The 19,483-nt window shown below is 42.3% G+C and carries 15 protein-coding genes; 5 read left to right on the top strand and 10 right to left on the bottom strand.

Translation table 11 applies throughout. The features are described from left to right. Entirely contained in the window at window positions 1-1,866 is a 1,866-nt protein-coding gene (locus tag V7S74_RS00785; RefSeq protein WP_406776871.1) for a glycoside hydrolase family 88 protein, read from the top strand. On the opposite strand, the gene V7S74_RS00780 is transcribed toward V7S74_RS00785, so the two are convergent. Beyond that, window positions 1,858-2,517, bottom strand: a complete 660-nt coding sequence (locus V7S74_RS00780; RefSeq protein ID WP_406776870.1) for a DNA/RNA non-specific endonuclease — start codon at window positions 2,515-2,517, stop codon at window positions 1,858-1,860. The two genes, V7S74_RS00785 and V7S74_RS00780, sit on opposite strands and share 9 nt — an antisense overlap. Beyond that, window positions 2,517-4,406 (bottom strand): beta-N-acetylhexosaminidase, encoded by a 1,890-nt coding sequence (locus V7S74_RS00775; RefSeq protein WP_406776869.1) that lies wholly within the window; start codon window positions 4,404-4,406, stop codon window positions 2,517-2,519. Before V7S74_RS00775 ends, V7S74_RS00780 begins: the two co-directional genes overlap by 1 nt. A gap of 104 nt (window positions 4,407-4,510) precedes the next feature. On the opposite strand from V7S74_RS00775, the gene V7S74_RS00770 reads away from it, so the two are divergent. Together V7S74_RS00770 and V7S74_RS00765 are read left to right on the top strand one after the other, a co-directional pair. Then, the gene (locus V7S74_RS00770) at window positions 4,511-5,764 is read left to right on the top strand and encodes an ammonium transporter (RefSeq protein WP_406776868.1); all 1,254 of its coding nucleotides are present in this window, start codon (window positions 4,511-4,513) and stop codon (window positions 5,762-5,764) included. A gap of 18 nt (window positions 5,765-5,782) precedes the next feature. Then, on the top strand, window positions 5,783-6,124 hold the full coding sequence (locus V7S74_RS00765) for a P-II family nitrogen regulator (protein WP_406776867.1): 342 nt from the start codon (window positions 5,783-5,785) through the stop codon (window positions 6,122-6,124). 175 nt (window positions 6,125-6,299) lie between these two features. On the opposite strand, the gene V7S74_RS00760 is transcribed toward V7S74_RS00765, so the two are convergent. Beyond that, window positions 6,300-6,965: a spheroidene monooxygenase gene (locus V7S74_RS00760; protein ID WP_406776866.1), complete on the bottom strand. Its 666-nt coding sequence runs from the start codon at window positions 6,963-6,965 to the stop codon at window positions 6,300-6,302. A 57-nt stretch (window positions 6,966-7,022) separates the two neighbouring features. Here V7S74_RS00760 and V7S74_RS00755 point away from each other — a divergent pair, with 57 nt between their 5' ends. Both V7S74_RS00755 and V7S74_RS00750 read left to right on the top strand, forming a co-directional pair. Beyond that, complete coding sequence (locus tag V7S74_RS00755; protein ID WP_406776865.1) at window positions 7,023-8,132, top strand: vWA domain-containing protein; 1,110 nt, start codon at window positions 7,023-7,025, stop codon at window positions 8,130-8,132. Window position 8,133: 1 nt separating this feature from the next. Continuing rightward, the gene (locus V7S74_RS00750) at window positions 8,134-9,564 is read left to right on the top strand and encodes an AAA family ATPase (RefSeq protein WP_406776864.1); all 1,431 of its coding nucleotides are present in this window, start codon (window positions 8,134-8,136) and stop codon (window positions 9,562-9,564) included. A gap of 185 nt (window positions 9,565-9,749) precedes the next feature. On the opposite strand, the gene mnmE is transcribed toward V7S74_RS00750, so the two are convergent. From mnmE to lpxK, 7 genes are read right to left on the bottom strand one after another with little or no spacing between them, the layout of a single operon-like run. Beyond that, window positions 9,750-11,105: a tRNA uridine-5-carboxymethylaminomethyl(34) synthesis GTPase MnmE gene (gene mnmE, locus V7S74_RS00745; protein WP_406776863.1), complete on the bottom strand. Its 1,356-nt coding sequence runs from the start codon at window positions 11,103-11,105 to the stop codon at window positions 9,750-9,752. 3 nt (window positions 11,106-11,108) lie between these two features. Continuing rightward, window positions 11,109-11,393: an SCP2 sterol-binding domain-containing protein gene (locus tag V7S74_RS00740; protein ID WP_406776862.1), complete on the bottom strand. Its 285-nt coding sequence runs from the start codon at window positions 11,391-11,393 to the stop codon at window positions 11,109-11,111. A gap of 42 nt (window positions 11,394-11,435) precedes the next feature. Continuing rightward, window positions 11,436-14,261, bottom strand: coding sequence for a PD-(D/E)XK nuclease family protein (locus V7S74_RS00735; RefSeq protein ID WP_406776861.1), 2,826 nt, complete (start codon window positions 14,259-14,261; stop codon window positions 11,436-11,438). Further along, a complete protein-coding gene (locus V7S74_RS00730) occupies window positions 14,261-15,967 on the bottom strand; it encodes a GMC oxidoreductase (RefSeq protein ID WP_406776860.1) in 1,707 nt (568 codons plus the stop codon). The genes V7S74_RS00735 and V7S74_RS00730 overlap by 1 nt, the downstream gene beginning before the upstream one ends. A gap of 8 nt (window positions 15,968-15,975) precedes the next feature. Next, the gene (locus V7S74_RS00725; protein WP_406776859.1) at window positions 15,976-16,464 is read right to left on the bottom strand and encodes a gluconate 2-dehydrogenase subunit 3 family protein; all 489 of its coding nucleotides are present in this window, start codon (window positions 16,462-16,464) and stop codon (window positions 15,976-15,978) included. Window positions 16,465-16,486: 22 nt separating this feature from the next. Beyond that, on the bottom strand, window positions 16,487-18,433 hold the full coding sequence (locus tag V7S74_RS00720; RefSeq protein WP_406776858.1) for a putative porin: 1,947 nt from the start codon (window positions 18,431-18,433) through the stop codon (window positions 16,487-16,489). Between the two features lie 9 nt (window positions 18,434-18,442). Further along, entirely contained in the window at window positions 18,443-19,447 is a 1,005-nt protein-coding gene (gene lpxK / locus V7S74_RS00715; RefSeq protein ID WP_406776857.1) for a tetraacyldisaccharide 4'-kinase, read from the bottom strand. Window positions 19,448-19,483 lie beyond the last annotated feature (36 nt).

The raw sequence follows: 19,483 nt of genomic DNA, 5'->3' as shown, positions 1-19,483 counted from the left end.
ATGAAAAAACTGATCGTTCTTTTTTTAAGTTTAAGCACAGCAGTGAGTGCTCAAAACTATTCTGAGTTAATGGCGAAGTCCATTATGCACAAGCATAAAGACTCTATTGCTGTAAAAGTAGGTAAGCCGGCGGGCTGGGATTATGAACAAGGATTGGTATTAAAGGCTTTGGAACATGTCTACCAAAGAACGGGGGACGCCACCTACTTTAACTACATCAAAAAAAACATCGACAGTTTCGTCGATGCGAACGGAAACATCCGCACCTACCATTTCGACGAATTCAATTCAGATAATATCACCACCGGTCGAATGCTATTGTATTTGTACCAAGAATTAGGAGATGAACGCTATAAAAAGGCCGCAGATCTATTAAGAAAGCAGATTTCTCAGCAACCGAGAGATGCAGATGGCGGCTTTTGGCATAAGAAAAGATACCCAAACCAAATGTGGTTAGACGGTTTATATATGCTAGAGCCTTTCTATGCGGAATATGGACAAATAACGAATCAAGACAACTGGTCTGATATCGTTAAGCAATTCCAATTGATGTACAAAGGAGCCATCGATTCAAAAACAGGTTTATTATTCCACGCCTACGATCAAGCAAAAGCGCAGCCTTGGGCAGATAAGACCAACGGGCACTCGCCAAATTTTTGGGGTCGCTCGATGGGCTGGTACGTGATGGCCTTAGTGGATGTATTAGATTATATGCCAAAGAATCATCCATCTAGAGGCATTTTAATCCAACAATTAAATCAATTATCAGGCGCTATTGCTAAGATTCAAGATCCTGTTTCTGGGGTTTGGTACCAATTACCAGGATATCCCGGCAAAAAAGGAAATTACTTCGAGGCTTCCGCATCAAATATGTTTGTCTATGCCTTCGCTAAAGGCGTAAGAAAAGGCTATTTGCCTGTTTCCTTCCGTAATAATGCAGAGCGTGGCTATGCTGGAATTTTAAAAGAATTCATCACCAAAGACGCAGCAGGCTATATTCATTTAGAGAAAACTGTTTCTGTGGGAGGCTTAGGTGGCGTTCCGTACCGCGATGGTTCCTATGACTATTATTTAAGCGAACCTTTGCGTACAGATGATTTAAAAGGCGTGGGTCCATTTATCCTGGCATCTTTAGAGATGGAGATCGCCAAAGAATTATCCATCGGAGCAGGGAAGAAGGTCGTTTTAGATTATTTCTTTAACCACGAGACGAAAAATGGAAATCGTTATCACTATACTTGGGAAGATCGGAAAGACTCTGGTTTTAACCAATGGGGCATTCAATTCGAGCAATTAGGGGCAACATTAGATACCTTAGGTATCTCTCCAACCCGCGAGAACCTAAAAGGAGCCTCTATTTACATTATCGTAGATCCAGATAGTTATAAAGAAACAGCTAAGCCAAATTTCATGACCGTAAAAGCGGCAGATGAAATCGAAGCTTGGGTAAAGGCAGGTGGCAATTTGATTCTTTTAGCGAATGACACAACAAACTGCGAAATTCCACAATTCAATATTTTAGCTAAGCGCTTCGGCATTGAATTCGTGGCCCCTAATTTAAACTTCGTTCAAGGACGTAATTGGGAGCAAGGAGCTGTCATGATTCCTGCGGGGAATGAGGTTTTTGACCCGATTAAGAAGGTTTACATCAAGGAAATAACGACGTTGAAATTAAGTGGAAACGCGAAATCACTAGTTAATCACTTAGGATATCCTGTCATGGCTACGGCAAAAGTAGGTAAAGGAAAAGTGTTTGCGATGGGTGATCCTTGGTTATATACCGAGTATACGAATAACCGAAGAACGCCGCTGGAATACGAAAACTTCTTAGCTGCGAAGAAATTAGCGATTTATATGCTAAAGTAATTTTCGAGGGAATTTATAGCCCGTCATTTTTTCTAGCGTAACTAAAGGCACCGAATAGGTTTGCCAGTTTTTATTAAGCAATCTCTCATTTGGAAATAGTATACACCAGATTTTTTCTGGTGTATATACTACTTTCCAGCAATAGGCTGGAACGATAACACCTGAGGCAAGGCGGCCCTTTGATCCAATTCCACCGGAATAGATCAAAAGATGTTGACCTCTTTTAACCGCTAACTTTCTGCAATATTCTTCTAAAAATTTAAAAGGACCCCGATTTAATTCCGGCGTCTGAGGAATCATATTCGACATTAAAAATGTCTCCTCGTTTAAGTATTCTGACGAAGTCCGATCTTCCGAATTACATAGATGACCTCGATCAAAACCTGAATGTGCATAATCTCTTTCATCCACGATCCTAAAACCCCGTGGAAATGACTCATCTTGAATAAATCGATTTGTTCTATCTACAGATCCTACATCACTAGCTCTTAACGTCCAGCCCACCCAATTCGCTCGACCCTCTACCCCATTATAGGACATCACATATCCTTTTTTGACGGAAAGATAGTTCGTCGTAGAAGCAGTCGAGGCGCCCGAAATATTGGGCACCCCGACCGATAATAGAATACTAAAAAGGAGGTTTAAAAGCATTATCTAGCTCTTTTCTCTAAATCTGTACGGGAGATATTCATCATACGACCCATCATTTTTGATCCACGATACGAAACGATGCGCATCAATTCAGCATCCTTAGGAACGGCAACTAGACCAGAGGCTGAAGGATAGTGGTTATCCGGGTAGGAATTGTCAAAACTGTAATGAATCTTCAATCCCGAGATTTCATTTTTCAACTCTACAAAAAGTTCTCCTTTTGCGTTCTTCGTTACCTTTACGATAGCTTCGTACATGGATGGTGCATATTTCTTATCTGCTACATCAAATCTCGCCATATGTTCTTCCACGCGGCTAATAAAATTATCCCAGTTTTTATTTTCATTAGTTGACCATAAAGATTCGGAAATGGCTAAAGCTCGTGGCCACATCATGTATTGTAAGTGACGGTAATTATACAATTGCTCTGACCACATATTCGCCTGTCCTCCCTTCACTAATTTCGCATCCACCCCATCTGGCACTGGATTGAAAGCGTAGGAATCTGTTAATCGAACTGTTCTGTAAACCGGTGGTTCTAAAGCTATATCGCCTTGCATCAAGTCCACGTAAACGTTATCATTTGGTGTCATCACCACTTCATGGCCTAATTTTGCTGCTTCAACACCGCCTTTAATTCCGCGCCATGACATCACTGAGGTGCCTTTTGGCAATCCTCCTCCTTCTAAAATCTCATCCCAGCCTAACATGCGCTTTCCTTTACCCGAAATAATCTTTTCCAAACGACGCACAAAATAAGCCTGCACCTCTTGTGAATTCTTCAATCCTTCTCTAGCTCGTAATGCCAAAATCTCCGGATTCTTATCCCAATAGTTCTTCGGGCACTCATCACCACCCATGTGGATATAGTCATAAGGGAATAAACTAGCCACCTCACCCATTACCTTGTCCAGGAAGGTATATACATTTTCATTCGCTGGACATAAGGTATTATCTTGTAAAGCCTCTGGATGTCCATGCGACCAATCGATGAACGGCTCGCCCGAAATCACTTCATATTTATCCGCACCTGGCGTGCATGAAAGTTCTGGATATGAAGCTACAGCTGCCATCGAATGACCCGGTACATCAATCTCAGGAACGATATTCACAAAACGTTCTTGTCCGTATTTTACCAATTCCTTGATATCCTCTTGTGTATAAAAACCTCCATACGTACGCGGCTCATTCGGCTCAGGCTTAGAGAAAGTCGTAAAACGCCCCACTTTCTTCACATTAAACGCCCCTTTTTTTGTCAAATTAGGATAAGATTTTATCTCAATTCTCCAACCTTCGTCATCCGTTAAGTGAAAGTGCAAGATGTTGTATTTGTATTCCACCATATCGTCGATAAATTTCTTTACATCTTCCTTAGAGAAGAAGTGACGCGCCACATCGAACATTTGACCACGCCAAGCGAAGCGAGGGGTATCAGTGATTTGAGCATATGGAATCGTCCATTGTACGCCTTTTGCTACTAATTTTGATTCAATTTCCTTTGGTAATAATTGATATAAGGTCTGAATTCCATAAAAAAGACCAGCCAGTTTATTGGCCTTGATTTTTACGCCAGTTGAATTAACCTGTAGTTCGTATCCTTCAGCACCTAACTTAGTGTTGCTAACTAATTGCAATTGAATAGTGGCGGTTCCTGCTGATTTAAGACTCACTGGACGACCTGTAGCCACTTTTAGTTTGCCTACCAAAGTCGCATAGGCCACTTTCATCTGAGGATCAGATGGACCAGAAATTGAAATAGACGTAGGTAATGTAAACTTCCCAGCTGGATAAGATGCCTCAGTGGGAATAGGAATAATAGCCGGTTTTTGTGCTGATGATGCGTAACTTAAGCTTAAACTCAAGCATACGAGAGCAATAATTTTCTTCATTGAAATAGGTTTTTGTATAGCGTTAAAGTTCCATCAAAATGCAGAATATTCCAAATCGTTTTGTATTTTTGAAACAAGAAGCATTATATACAAAACACAAAACCATGAATGAAACTGCCACGCTTGCTGCTCAGCAAGTGGAACTCACACACGCTATTGACACGGTATGGGTGGCCCTTTGCGCCGCTTTAATTTTCCAAATGGAAGGAGGATTTGCCCTCCTAGAAGCTGGATTCGTCCGTTCTAAGAATGCCATCAGTATTATTGCCAAAGTCATGATTGACATCATGTTCGGTGGTGTTGCCTTTTATTTAGTCGGATTCGGCATTGCCTATGGCAAATCGAATGGCTACTGGGCTTTCGACACCGGCATCATGGAAGGTGATTTAGGCTTAGGTCTCACCATTTCCAACTCCCTTTTCTGGTTCATCCAAATGGGCTTCGCCGTTGCAGCCATCTCCATTGTCTCAGGCGGTGTAGCCGAACGTATGAAAATGTGGTCATATGCTATTTATGTAGCCATTTTCAGCGCATTCTTGTATCCATTAGCTGCAAACTGGGTTTGGAATCCAAACGGTTGGTTAGCCTTGAGAGGATTTAATGACTTTGCTGGATCCGCTGCAATTCACGCGATGGGTGGCTTTGCTGCCTTAGCTGGTGCAATCGTTTTAGGCCCCCGTTTAGGAAAATACAACGAAGACGGAACAGCAAACGCTATTCCAGGACATAACTTAACTTTATCTGCTGTAGGTGCATTTATCTTATGGTTTGGTTGGTTCGGGTTCAACCCTGGTTCTACATTAGGAGCTGTAGGCAAATGGGATTTGATCGGTTCTGTTGCTACTAACACCTTTTTAGCATCAGCTGCCGGTGGTATTGCCACCATGTTATATACGTATTTGCGTTACAAAAAAGTCGATATCACCATGGTAATTAATGGAGTATTAGCCGGTTTAGTAGCTATTACAGCCGGATGTAATGTTGTTTCAGCTGATTCAGCATTAATCATTGGATTCATTGCAGGTACGATTGTCGATATTGCGGTAGTAGTGGTCGACAAAATGAAAGTGGATGATCCAGTGGGTGCGGTAGCGGTTCACGGGGTGAATGGTTTCTTTGGAACGATTGCCGTAGGATTATTTTCTCAGAAAAATGGATTATTCATCACAGGTGAAAGCGCTCAATTTATCACACAATTAATCGGGGTATCAGTCATTAGTGTATTCTCATTTGCTACTACATACGCTGTATTTATGGCTTTAAAAAAGACCATGGGTATTCGCTTAAGTCACAAAGCAGAATCTGCGGGTATTGATGCCGTTGAATTTGGAGTAGAAGCATACACCACTTTTGAATAATAGCTAAATAAGAACGATATGAAAAAGGTAGAAGCCATTGTAAAACCATCGAAATTAAAAGCTATTCAAAAAGGCTTGATCGATGCAGATATTCCATGTATGACCGTTGTTCCCGTTCGTGGAGCCGGTTTACAGCAAGGTTATTCAGAAATATACCGCGGTACAGAAAAGTCGATGATTTTATTGCCAAAAGTGATGATCATCTGCGTCGTAAGCGATGAAAACCTAGAAAAATGCTTAGATGTCATCCTCGACAACGCCTCAGAGGGCAACGTAGGTGACGGCAAAATCTTCGTGTATGACGTGCAGGATGCGATCCGGATTCGTACGAAGACGAGGGGGATTGAAGCGATTCGATAAAAATGCAAGGCATTTTTATCGAATCGTAGAGAATAGAGCAAAAAGAATAAAGAATAAAGTTGGATTCGCCTGCGGCGATGAACTTTTGAAATATTTACTATACTCATCAAAAAGGGATCGAAATTCGATCCCTTTTTGATTCCTTCATTATTCTTTGTGCTTTATTCTTTGTGCTTTAAATCGTAGAAACCACACGAAACCTCGTAAACATCTCCTCCGAATACCACCCTATCATCCTTGTCTTCTTTATCATAGGCTTGTGCTCCTTACTTTTATAGGCAAAAGAATCCAAGTTTTCTGACGAGTCCCAAAGACTCAAAGTAGCCTGCTCGATGAGGGGAAATTCGCCTACACCTTTGGCAAATAATAAGCCTGCCCTGTTTTCTAAATATTTACTCGCATGAGACACGTAAAACCAGAAGATGGGTGATTTATACCAAACAATACTGGCTCTGGTCATCACTAAAAGCGGTCCATATCCAGGATCTTCCACAATAGAAAAAGGATTCGATCCATTCCAAGTCCCATGGCCTTTGATTGCAACGGCATCCCAGCCATTAGTAGCGTATGCATGCGAAGAAAGGGTCAACCAGCGCTCATTTGAGGTAAAAAAAAGATCAGAAGCAGCTTGGTTATCGAAGACACCTAGAAAGGCATAAGAGGAAAAGTCTGGCCAAATAGAGAATCCGTTGCCTGCTCCTACGCCTAAATGTTTGGCAAAAGAAAGTCCTTCGGATTTCCAGCTTTGAACAAATGAGCGACCCATTTCTGCAAAGGCAAAACGCTTATTTGCAAATCCTTGGAAGGATAAAAATCGAATGGAAATAATTTGTTCGCTCATTTTGTCAAATTTAGTCGTTTATTTGAACAATTAAAGCGTTAGTTGGGTTTTAAAGACATGAATAAAAAGGGATTTTATTTTAAAGAGTTTGAGGAGAAAAGCATCTCCCCTTTTGATAAGCTTTTCGGGATTTTCAAGGAATTAATCACACATACGTCGGGGGATTTTGATGAGGCGATCGAATGGTTACGCGAATTAGACAAGGAATACGAGCTGACGGATGAGAATTATACCATTGAGGATTTTATTGAAGATTTAAAAGCCAAAGGTTATATCCGCGAGGAGATAGATGAGAATGGAGGTTCTGGGATGGGTATTACGGCAAAAACAGAGCGAGCCATTCGCCAGACAGCGTTGGAAAATATCTTCGGAAACTTAAACAAAAGTGGCGCTGGCAATCACAAAACCAAGACATCTGGCCAAGGGGATGAATTGACCGGGGAATTTAGGTCGTATCATTTTGGCGATAGTTTAGAAAAGATCTCTCTTACGGAGAGTTTAAAAAACGCCCAAATCAATCACGGAATAGGCGAATTCGAGTTAACGGAGGAGGATTTAGTGGTTGAAGATACCCAGTTCAAATCCCAAATGAGTACCGTGTTAATGATCGACATCAGCCACTCCATGATTCTGTATGGAGAGGATCGGATTACGCCGGCAAAGAAGGTGGCGATGGCTTTGGCAGAACTCATCACAACTCGCTACCCAAAAGATACGATTGACATTCTGGTCTTCGGAAACGATGCCTGGAGTATTTCCATCAAAGATATTCCCTATCTGAAAGTGGGGCCATACCACACGAATACGGTGGCTGGACTTCAATTAGCCATGGATATTCTGCGCAGAAAGCGGAATACCAACAAACAGATATTTATGATTACCGACGGAAAACCGAGCTGTGTTCGGGAAAAAGACGGATCCTATTATATGAATAGTAATGGCCTAGACCCATATGTGACCGAAAAATGTTACACACAGGCGGCGCAGGCACGTAAATTACACATTCCCATCACCACCTTCATGATCGCACGCGATTCCTATCTACAACAATTTGTGGATAAGTTCACAGAGGCAAATCAAGGAAAGGCCTTCTACACAGGTTTAAAGGGTTTAGGTGAAATGATTTTTCAAGATTACGAAACGAATAGAAAGAAAAGACTGAAATAAGATGATCAAGAATTTAGGTGAATTAAAGGCCTCAGGCTATACAAGTAAATCCATTAAAGACGAATTAAGAGATAACCTAATCGCCCATATGGAGGCGGGTACGACCGTTTTCGAGGGTGTTCATGGGTTTGAAAACTCCGTTATTCCTGAATTAGAGCGTGCAATCTTATCTCGCCACAATATCAACTTATTAGGCTTAAGAGGTCAGGCAAAAACGCGTTTGGCGCGTTTAATGGTCAACTTATTGGACGAATACATTCCTTACGTGGCTGGTTCAGAGATTAACGATGATCCTTTGGCCCCTATTTCTCGTTTCGCGCAAGATTTAATTGCAGCTCAAGGAGATGCAACACCTATCGCATGGTTACACCGCTCTGATCGCTTTGCTGAGAAATTAGCCACTCCAGATGTAACAGTGGCAGATTTAATCGGTGATGTGGATCCGATCAAAGCGGCGAATTTAAAATTATCCTATGCAGATGACCGCGTGATTCACTTTGGGATGATACCTAGAGCAAACCGTTGCATCTTCGTAATCAATGAAATTCCAGATTTACAGGCTCGTATTCAGGTAGCTCTATTCAACATTCTTCAAGAAGGTGATATCCAAATTCGTGGTTTCAAATTGCGTTTACCACTTGATCTTCAATTCATTTTCACTGCGAACCCGGAAGATTATACGAACAGAGGTAGCATTGTGACTCCTTTGAAGGACCGTATTGGCTCTCAAATTTTGACCCATTATCCAGAAACTATTGCGATTGCGCGTAAAATTTCTGCTCAAGAGGCGCGCATTAATGCAGCACAATCTGATCGAGTTTATGTACCTAACCTAGCTTACGATTTACTAGAACAAATCATTTTCGAAGCAAGAGAAAGTGAATATATTGATTCCAAAAGTGGTGTCAGCGCACGTATGAGCATCTCGATGCTAGAAAGTTTAGTGAGTACGGCAGAAAGACGTGCCCTATTAAATAAGGAGTCAAAAACGACTGTTCGTTTAGCAGATTTCATGGGAATCATCCCAGCCATCACAGGAAAGGTTGAATTAGTCTACGAAGGCGAACAAGAAGGCGCAGCATTCGTAGCCGAGCAATTGATTGGCTCTGCCATCAAATCATTCTTCCCAGGCCTATTCCCTAAGATCGAAAAGCTTTCTAAGAAAATCGAAGAGAGTCCTTATGCCGTGTTGATGGAAGCGGTTTATGCCGAAGGCGGAGTCGTTTTGTATGATGAATGTAATGCGGCGGATTATGCGTCGACTTTGAATGATATTAAGCCCTTAGAGGATTTGATCGCTCGTTATCAACCGAATGTTGAGGCAGCTGATAAATTGTTCTTGAAGGAATTTGTGCTTTGGGCGCTGGCGGAGTATCAGAAACTTGGCAAGGAGAGGTTAACGGACGGATTTAAGTTTAATGATTTGTTTTGAACTGCGTAAAGAATAAAGAATAAAGCATAAAGAATAAAGGTGGTATCGCCTGCGACGATAAATTCATGAAATATTCAAAACGTACCATAAAAAAAGAGAACGATTTTCGTTCTCTTTTTTTATTCCCACTTTATTCTTTGTGCTTTATGCTTTATACTTGGCAAATAATTTCTGCTACGCAGAAATTATTTGCCTATACAAAACTTCCCAAAAATATTCCTCAGCAAATCGTCATTCGATATTTGCCCCGTAATTTCACCGAGGTGATGGAGGGCATAGCGAAGGTCTTGTGCGATTAAATCACCTGTTAAACCTGTCTTTAAGGCTGCAAGAACGCCTTCTAAGGTTTCTTGCGTTTGTAAAAGCTGCTGGTAGTGGCGAAGATTAGTGACTAAAGTGCCGCTGGTACTTACTTGATCTAAACCCACCACGTTTAATAAAGCGGTTTCGAGGTCGTTTAGTCCAGAGCGGTTTTTAGCGGAGATGGGAATGGCATCTTCAAAAGCGGCTAATTCCGTTGAAGAAATCTGATCCACCTTATTCAACAACTTTATCACCGGAATATCCAGCTGACCCAGTGCTTCCACTCCAGCAGCAAAACCAACCGGAGTTTCTGAAGTGGCATCCGCCATATAAATCACCACCTGCGCCTTCTTCACCCAAGCCTGTGTTCTCTCCACTCCTAGTGCTTCGATGACATCTGTAGTCTCGCGCAATCCAGCGGTATCCACTAAGCGAAACTTGATTCCACCTAAAGTCCATTCGTCCTCTAAAGAATCGCGCGTCGTTCCGGCGATATCCGAAACAATGGCACGATCCTCTTTCAATAAGGCATTTAATAAGGTTGATTTGCCTGCATTGGGTTTACCTACGATAACAGTAGCCACCCCATTTTTGACTGCATTTCCAGTTCTGAAACTAGCCACCAAAGGGCGAATATTTGCTAATAATTGATTCACCAGATCTTCTAAATCTTGGCGATCTGCGAACTCTACATCCTCCTCGCCGAAGTCTAATTCGAGTTCGATTAGCGAAGCAAAATGGATTAATTCCTCTCGCAAAGCAGCTAATTCTTTCGAAAAACCACCACGCAATTGGTGTAGAGCGGCATTTTGGGCGGCAGCGGAGTCTGCGGCGATGACATCAGCAACGGCTTCAGCTTGTGCTAAGTCGAAGGCTCCGTTTAGGAAGGCACGCTGCGTGAATTCACCGGGGCGAGCGAAGCGAGCCCCTTGTTCCACAAATAATTGAAGGATACTCTCTTGGATGAACGGGGAACCGTGGCAAGAAATTTCGACCACATTTTCCTTCGTATAAGAGCGAGGTGCAATGTATAAACTAGCGACCACTTCGTCATAAACACGGCCTGCTGACTCGATACGACCGTAATGAATCGTATGAGAGGCTTGGACAGAGAGGTCTTTGGGCTGAAACACCTTATTCACGATCTCGATTGCTCGATCTCCCGAAAGACGTATAACCCCAATCGCTCCTACCCCTGCAGGCGTAGCTAAGGCAACAATGGTATCGCTAAAATTCATGGATTACAATAAGTTCGTCAATTTCATCGCAACAGACATGTCGCCTGAAATTTTCACCTTACCCGTCATTACTGCCATCATGGAGTTTAAATCTCCTTTTAAAATAGAAGTAAAGGTTTCTTCCGTCGTCGAGATTGTGCAATCTGAATCTAAATTCTCATTAGAAACAGATCCATCAGCTGCTACAACAATAATTCCACCTGGGAAAGCAAATTTAAATGAGACTCCTTGGCCACCTTTTTCAGCAGCTAAAGCAATAATACGTTCGTTGATTTCTTGAAATGTCATGATTATATAATTAAAGGTCAAAAATAAGTCATTTTCATCAAACTACACGTTTCGATGGCAAATTGAGGTGAAATCACAGTAGGTACATTGATCCATATTGACCGTTTTCTCAAAAACGGAATCCGTTGAGACGAGTTTATTCACCCAAAAACTGACTACCTCTTCCGATTCTTGTAAAAATGCCTCGACTGATTCTCCTTCAGAAAATTCCAAAGAGCTAGAGATAAGTTTGCCCGCAAAGTTTCGGAAAGATATGATTCCAGGCTCTAATTCAATCCTATCGGAGGGTAGACTTCGCAAAAATTCGTTTCGATCCGCAGGTGATTTTTGTAATTCTTTGGCTACTAAAAACTTGTACATCCACAGCTGAAAAAGCTTTGTCTTCAACTCCTCTTCCCGAAGCGTTTCTGCTAGACTCTCCCCTGCATCCACGTCTTGTTTCACTACTTTACCCGTCTTGTAATCCACAATACGCAATACGGAGCCTCCTTTTAAATCCAAGCGATCTATCCGGCCTTTCATGCGTATGGACCACGATTCATTGCCTACAGGCACTGAAACGAATGTTTCCACTTGTTGTTCCACTGCGAGGAGTTTAATTTCCTCGGGATACCAGGAAGCAGATTCTTCGAAGTAATTCCCTAATAAAGTTTTCGCAACCTCCTGAAGAACGTAATTAAATCCTTTTTCTATCTCAAAATTCCCCTCTCGCTCGCGAATATCCTCCATCGCTTTCTCTAAAAGTGGGGCAATCAATTCTTTTTTCTTTTCAACAGAAAGAGAACTCTCAAATCCACCGATGCTAATCAATTGCTTATCAAGCAATTCCAAGACTTTATGTACCCAAGTACCAAAAACATCAGCCCCCATCTCATCATCTCGCTGTTTTTCTTGCTGCAAATTGACGATTTGAGAGAAATAATATTTTAAGGAACAACTCGAAAACATCGCCACGGAAGAAGGGGAAAGTCCCCTTTTTTCGAGAATTCCACGGATTTGAGCAATAAGTTCTGGCGTTTTTTCGATACGTAAAGTCACTTCGTTTTCCTTTTGGACGGAAGAACTAAATTTGATGGCCGGCTCAACTAATTTCAAATGTGGGTTCGCCTTTACCCAGTCATACCTGATTTGGCGAATAAAACGACTCACTTCAGCGGAAGATGATTCGTTTTGGACATAGACTAGGATTACTTCCTTCGGTCTCTGCAAAAGGCGGTAAAAGTGGTAACTCGTCACCGCATCTGCTTGGGTAAACGTAGGCAGTGAAAAAGCCGCCATATTCGCGATGTCGACAGGTATTAAACTTTCTCTTTTGCGCGTTCCTGGTAAACTTCCCTCATTCAAGGATAAAACAATCACCCGATCAAAATCCAGGGTTCTTGTTTCCAACAGACCCATCACATGCAAGGAACGCTTTTCGGCACCCTCAAAGGTCAATTTTTGCTGTTGTAAAAGCTGCTTACAAAGCGCTTGACCACTTTTGACTGTAATAAACGTATGCGTCGAAGCTAACTCTTCTAACTTATCTAAGACCGTTAAAGCTTGCAAAACGGCATGCGACTCCGCATCCCAATCGTCCTTATCTGTTTTGTATAAAATACTGTTTAATAAGCTAATCAGCGATTTTAGGCAGTCCTGAAAACTAGCATCAGCCGGAATAAATAGATTAGAATTTTCAGGAACAGTTGAAAGATATAAATCAGTTTCCTTCCAAGTAGGCAGTGGAATCCCCTGCATTAAGGGATGTTCTTTTAACGATTTAAGCAAGGAGACTGGGTATTTCTCCATAGGGACGAATGACCACCACAAGTCAATCAAAGAAAAAACCTGTGATTTCTTCAAGGAATAGCCCATCGTTATGTTCAAACGATCCTTAAACTCCCCTAAATAGGGCATCAATGAATCTAGAAGGCTCTCATCCCCTAAAACGAGTGCCACTTGCTCTAGCTCTCCATGCTCTGCTTGCCAAGTACGAATTTGCTCTAAAGCGACAAATATCTGAGCAGATGGATTCGCTAAAGCAAGTATTTCCACCTGTTTTGGCTTATCTACAAGATCACGACCCATCCAATGAAAGGGCCCTCGCGATAAATACGCCGGATTTGCTGGATTAGAATAGTCTCTCAACCAATTACCCGCCCGGTGGTGCTTATTTTTAACGTAATATTCATCAACATCCCAAAGCGTCTGCGCCACATTCTCGCGCAACAGCAAGCGAATAATCGTCTCTTCCGATTTAGACAAGGCATTAAATCCGACGAAATAAATCTGCTTAAACCCAAGTGATTTACCCGCCTCTAACAGCTCCACCAATTTACGGTAAGCTAATCCTCGATACGTGGTTCCTTTCGCTTCTAATCGACTTTTTAGACGTATATAGACCTCTAAAAGGGAATCATATAATTTAAAATAGGCCTGCGTATTCGGTGTAATCCAACCTTCCGCCTGATCCTCCCCAAATTCCTTCCCCCATCGTTCAATCGATTTGGCCTCCGATAAAAAGGAAAACAAGGACGTAGGATCCACTAAGTAGAGATCAAGTGTGTCAAAATCCTTCAACATCAATTGACCCCAGGTAACAAATCGATCGAAATCAATTTTAGGATCTACCTCCTTGAAACAAGCATAGGCCTCAAATAATAAGTCAATCGGATCCTCCAGAACGGAATCCGACATCTGCAGCGCAAACTCTTCAATCGTAAAAAAAGAGGGAGAGAGAAAAGGTCTATCTCCCCGAAAGGCTAACTCCTTTTTTAGGTACAGAATACCCCTTTGCGAGGGCATCACCACGGCAATATCCTTCAAACCTTCCATGCCATGAGCCTGAAAGAGGTGATCCGCCGTTTTACCTAAAAAAGTTTCTAGCATTAGATGTTTCCTTTCTTCATTTCTTTTACCGCATAATCCACCGCACGCGCTGTGAAGGCCATGTAGGTTAGGGATGGGTTTTGGGTAGACGTCGATGTCATACAAGCTCCGTCCGTCACAAACACATTCTTCACGTGGTGCATTTGATTCCACTTATTCAATAAAGATGTCTTCGGATCTGAACCCATGCGAACTCCTCCCATTTCGTGGATGTCTAAACCAGCCGGCGCATGTGAATCACGGGTTTTGATATTCTTGAAACCTGCCTTTTCATACATTTCGGTGAACTGATCGATAAAATCTTTGACCATCAAATCATCGTTATTATCGTAGCTGACATCCATATGCAATAATGGCATGCCCCAGTCATCCTTTTTAGTGGCGTCCAAAGTCACTTTGTTACTCTCCTTCGGAATCGTCTCCCCCATCATGTGCGAACCAGCGTACCAATTCGACCATTTCGGGTTCAACAAAGAATTCTTCAGACTTTCGCCTATGGCACTTTGGTCCGCATGCGTTCCTCTACCACCGCTCATACCTGCAGCGTATCCACGTAGGAAATTTGTTTCTTGCTTGTATAAATTTCTAAAACGAGGAATGTAGCCTGAATTCGGACGACCACCGGAAGTCTTGTAATCTAAATATCCTTCATATTCTGCTGAAAGCGAGGCACGGTAATTATGGAAAGCGACGTGCATTCCTAAAAGACCGCTGTCATTACCTAGTCCATTCGGGAATCGAGATGACTTCGAGTTCAACAAGATTAAATTGGTATTTAATGCTGCTGCCGTCACGAAAATCACCTTCGCATAATATTCGACCATCTCCTTTGTATGGGCATCCACTACGCGCACACCTACTGCTTTTTGTTTCTGCTCATCATAAATAATGGAATGAACCACCGAATCAGTTCTGAGCGTCATATTTCCGGTCTTCGCCGCCCAAGGTAAAGTAGATGAGTTAGCGCTGAAATAACCGCCGTAAGGACAACCTCTTTGGCATAAATTACGACCTAAACAGGTTCCACGACCTTGTTGGATGTGAATATCACGAGGCTCCGTTAAATGCGCACAACGACCGATAATCACGTGACGATCGGAATATAAACGCTTCATTTCTTTTTGGAAATGCTTCTCTACGCAGGTTAATTCCATCGGTGGCAAGAAATCACCATCCGGCAAGGAGTCTAACCCATCTTTATTTCCTGATATACCCGCAAAATGCTCCACGTAGGAATACCAAGGATCAATTTCCTTATAAGTAATGGGCCAAGGCACCGCAAATCCATCGCGTGCAGGACCATCAAAATCCAACTGAGACCAACGCTGTGTTTGGCGCGCCCATAAGAGCGATTTACCCCCTGTTTGGTACCCTCTAATCCAATCGAATGGCTTATCCTGAATGTAGGGATGCTCCTTATCTTTCACAAAAAAGTGCTTAGCATCCTCGCGGAAGGCATAACACTTCGAAACGGTCGGATTCTCGCCTATCTCTTGTTTCGTTAATTGTCCCCGGTGTTCAAATTCCCAAGGGCTCATTAACGTCGTCGGATAATCTTCATTATGCGTTACTTTGCGGCCTCTTTCCAACACCAAAGTCTTAATTCCTTTATCACAAAATTCTTTAGCAGCCCAGCCACCAGCCATACCTGAACCGATGACAATCGCTCCATACGTACGTTTCTCCGCGTTAGTTAAAATATTCATACGTAGGTTTATTTTTTAAGAGGTTCACAGCCATTGAAAAATCCTGGTGCCATCACATAGTTCAAGTGATTGACCATTACATACTCTGTAGACATATACCCTTGAATAGTAAGTCCCTTCAATGTTTTCATCGCTTTTTGCGCGTCTGAACCCATTTTCCCTTGTTCGATTTGGAAAAATAACGCTTCCTTCTCTGACTCAGACATCTTTTCAATCGTAGGCAAAGCAGCCAACGCATTCGCTAACATTTCAGACGTTTTAGGCTCATAACAATCGCGAAGCATAACTTTCACGAAGGCAGGAACTCCCAAAGAGACTGCTCCAGGTAAGCTGGATTCCGGGATAATTACTCCCATCCAATTTTTCAATAAGGCCTCTTGATCTGCACTCCACTGAATTGCAGGTGCATCAGCTGCATTTAAGTCGGTAAAAACAACACTGCCTAAGGTAGCCAGCGCCATTCCTTTCACCCAACTCCGGCGTGAAATAGTTGTCATAATTTTATCTAGGTTTAATAATTTAATCAAATAATAGCCAACGAACACCATAACCGAAAGAACGAGGCATCGCCTGATGTAAGTAAGCTGTATAGTAATTCGAATTTAACAATCCTTGCGATACATTCTGCATCTTAAAGAAAAGTCGAACTCGATTAATGCGTAAAGTCACGTAAGCATCCGCTTGAACAAAGGCCGGAATCTCATAGCGATCCTGCAAATGGTATTGTTGAATGGTAGGCATATACGCATCCGCATAATAAGCCGATTGATGTTGTACATCTATCCCAAACTGCATATACAATAATTTCTTGTACTGCACATTCAAAGCCAGATTCGCACTTGCCACTAAATTAGGCATCCTCATCACATCTGGTCCCGTTTTCGTGTTCGCTAAGACCAAGGTAGACCATTCAAAGCGTTTAAACGTCCCGCCAGCTGAAAACCCAGTTCTAAATACCCCAATCCCCTCTGATGTTTGTTTGGCGGTTGCCAAAGTATCGAAATACACATAATTCGATATCCGTTGTATCGTTGCCGTAGGGCGGAAATAGACTTGCTTCGTATGAAAGTCCAAACTTCCTGTCAGCTCATCAAAGGACACATTAGTCAATGATTGATCCCAGCGAAAGGCCGCATTATTTGTCCAATTCTGAGCCACAGAAGGACTGATGGAAGTCCGACTCGCCTTCACTTGAAAGAAGGGCGAACTAAAATTAGCCTGCAAGCGATAGTCGGAACCTAACAAGTATTCTCCATCCGCTGTAAAATCAATTTTATCATTAAACTTCTGCTGCAGAAACAATCCCACATAGTTTTCTAAGCGGTTTCTTCGAGAGCCAGCTATCGGATTATTCAAGTCCCAATAACGCTGTTTGAAATAGGTACGGTAGGTAAAACCTCTAAAGATTCCTTTGAAACCTGTTTGATGCGAATAGGACTGCCATTGATTTTCGTTGTACAAGGAATCCGTCTGTGTACCGTAATTTTTAGGGTAATAGGCATTCGAGAGATTAGTCACAAAATCCATGTCCTTGAATTTCGCCGCCCGATTTTCTACATCCACCCGTTGGAAAAACTGCAAGCCTTTAAATCCAATAAACTCGTGGTAGAAATGGAATTTAAGAAAGGAATCATTTGATTGAGCACCTGCACTCGAAAAAAGGGCCCCATTATCCGTGTACTTCAACGCAGTCGTCGGGTCTAAGCCATTTAATAATTGAACTCCGCCTTGATCCTGAATACCCATATCGAAATAATTCAGGTGAGATAGCAAACGGTAGCGGTTATTTCGGGTTCTGAAATTTGTCTGAAACAAGACTCCCCACTGTTCAGTGAGCGTCTGATTCCCAGATTTATATTTCTGATCTGTCAAAAACTTATCCGAAACCTGTCGCTGAATCTCGAATCCCATATTCCAAAGGGAGTCAATATTTCGAGCAAAAGTGAAGTTTAACCGGGTTTGGCCACCTGCTCCCAAGTAATATTCAACATCCGAATAAGGTGATTTCGTTTGGTAGTATTTAACCTCATCTGTCGCAAAGGCATAGGGCATATAGGCATTATACCCCATCTGAGTGCCTATTTGATCTGGTTTCTTAATGAAAACAGGACGAACGGCGGTACCTTCATTTCCTAAATGAGCGGTTAAAAACCCGGATCTTTCTTGGAATAGATACCGGTGAAATAGGTGTAAACTCGTATCAACCGATTTCTTTACACCGCGTCCGTTTAACACATCTTCCTCTAGCGAATAGGACATGGTTTGGGGTCCATAAATCTGTTTAGTGGAGTCGTCCAAAGCCGCTCGACCTGACTTCCCATTCGATACTGGCTTAGGCGCGTTCGGATCTTTAGGCGCCATAGGATCCGGAAAGTCATTCCGATTCCCGCCAGCTGACTGCAGCGTCTGCCCAAAAACAGGTGAGATACCCAATAAAACAAGAAATAAAACCAGTCTACACTTCACGCTACAAAATTAATTTTTTCCCAACCAGTCCCAAAACTGTTCTTCTTGATCGATGAAATACATTTCCATCGGTAGGTAATATAAATGATTCCCTAAGTTAGGTAATTGACTTAGGTGCGATTGCAAGCGCACAAAATCCTTGTGGGTCGTCAAAAATCCCTCATCACCTGCCATGGTTTTTGCTTGCTGCTCTAATTCCAATAATTCAACTTCCGTAAAACGGTGGTGATCTCCATAAATTACTTCTTCTTGGATTTGCCCTAAAGAAGACGCATACGTAAAAAAGGGCTTAGGATCAGCAATCCCAGCAAATAAGGCCCATTTTGAAGGCAAATGCTCTCGTGGTCCTACCGGCTTAGCATAGCGAACACTCGTATAAAAAATAGGCTTTTCTACTTTCGAATTTCGCAATACCCCTTGTGCAAAATTCGACTTTTGCTCCTTCGTTAAAATGGAAGGGCATCGGGTTACAATCACTGCATCAGCTCGTTCAATTCCCTTTGCAGACTCCCTTAATCGCCCGTGAGGTAATAACGTATCTTGGTAAAAAGGCTTTTCAAAGGTAGAACAAACTAGATTCAGCGAACTTTTTAAGGAACGGTGTTGGAAGGCATCATCTAACAATAATACATCCACATCAGGCATTTTTTCAACTCCCACCTTTCGTTTTTCACAAACTGCCACCGGAATTTCTGGGAATAAACTTTTGTAGGCTAAAGGCTCATCACCCACCTCCTCAGCACTCGATTGCCCATTTACCTCGATATATCCTTTCGTCTTTCGACCATAACCTCGACTTAAAATCCCTAAAGAATCTCCTCCGCGCCAATTCTTGACCAAATAAGCCACCAAGGGACTCTTACCCGTTCCACCCACCGCCAGGTTTCCCACCACAACAATTCGAGGTTTTTCAAAAGTCCTAGACGGCAAAATTCCCCAGTCGAAAAGTTTATTTCGTACCCAGGTAATTAACCCAAAAAGCAAGGAAGGAAGAAAGGTAATTGTCTGCTTCATATAATAACCTTAAAGCTAAAAATAATACGGGAGGGC

It is taken from the genome of Aquirufa novilacunae (genome assembly GCF_045310505.1).
In the GTDB taxonomy this organism is placed as follows: Bacteria; Bacteroidota; Bacteroidia; order Cytophagales; family Spirosomataceae; genus Aquirufa; species Aquirufa novilacunae.
Note: the sequence above shows the minus strand (reverse complement) of the source record. Positions and strands in the feature narration are given on the sequence as shown.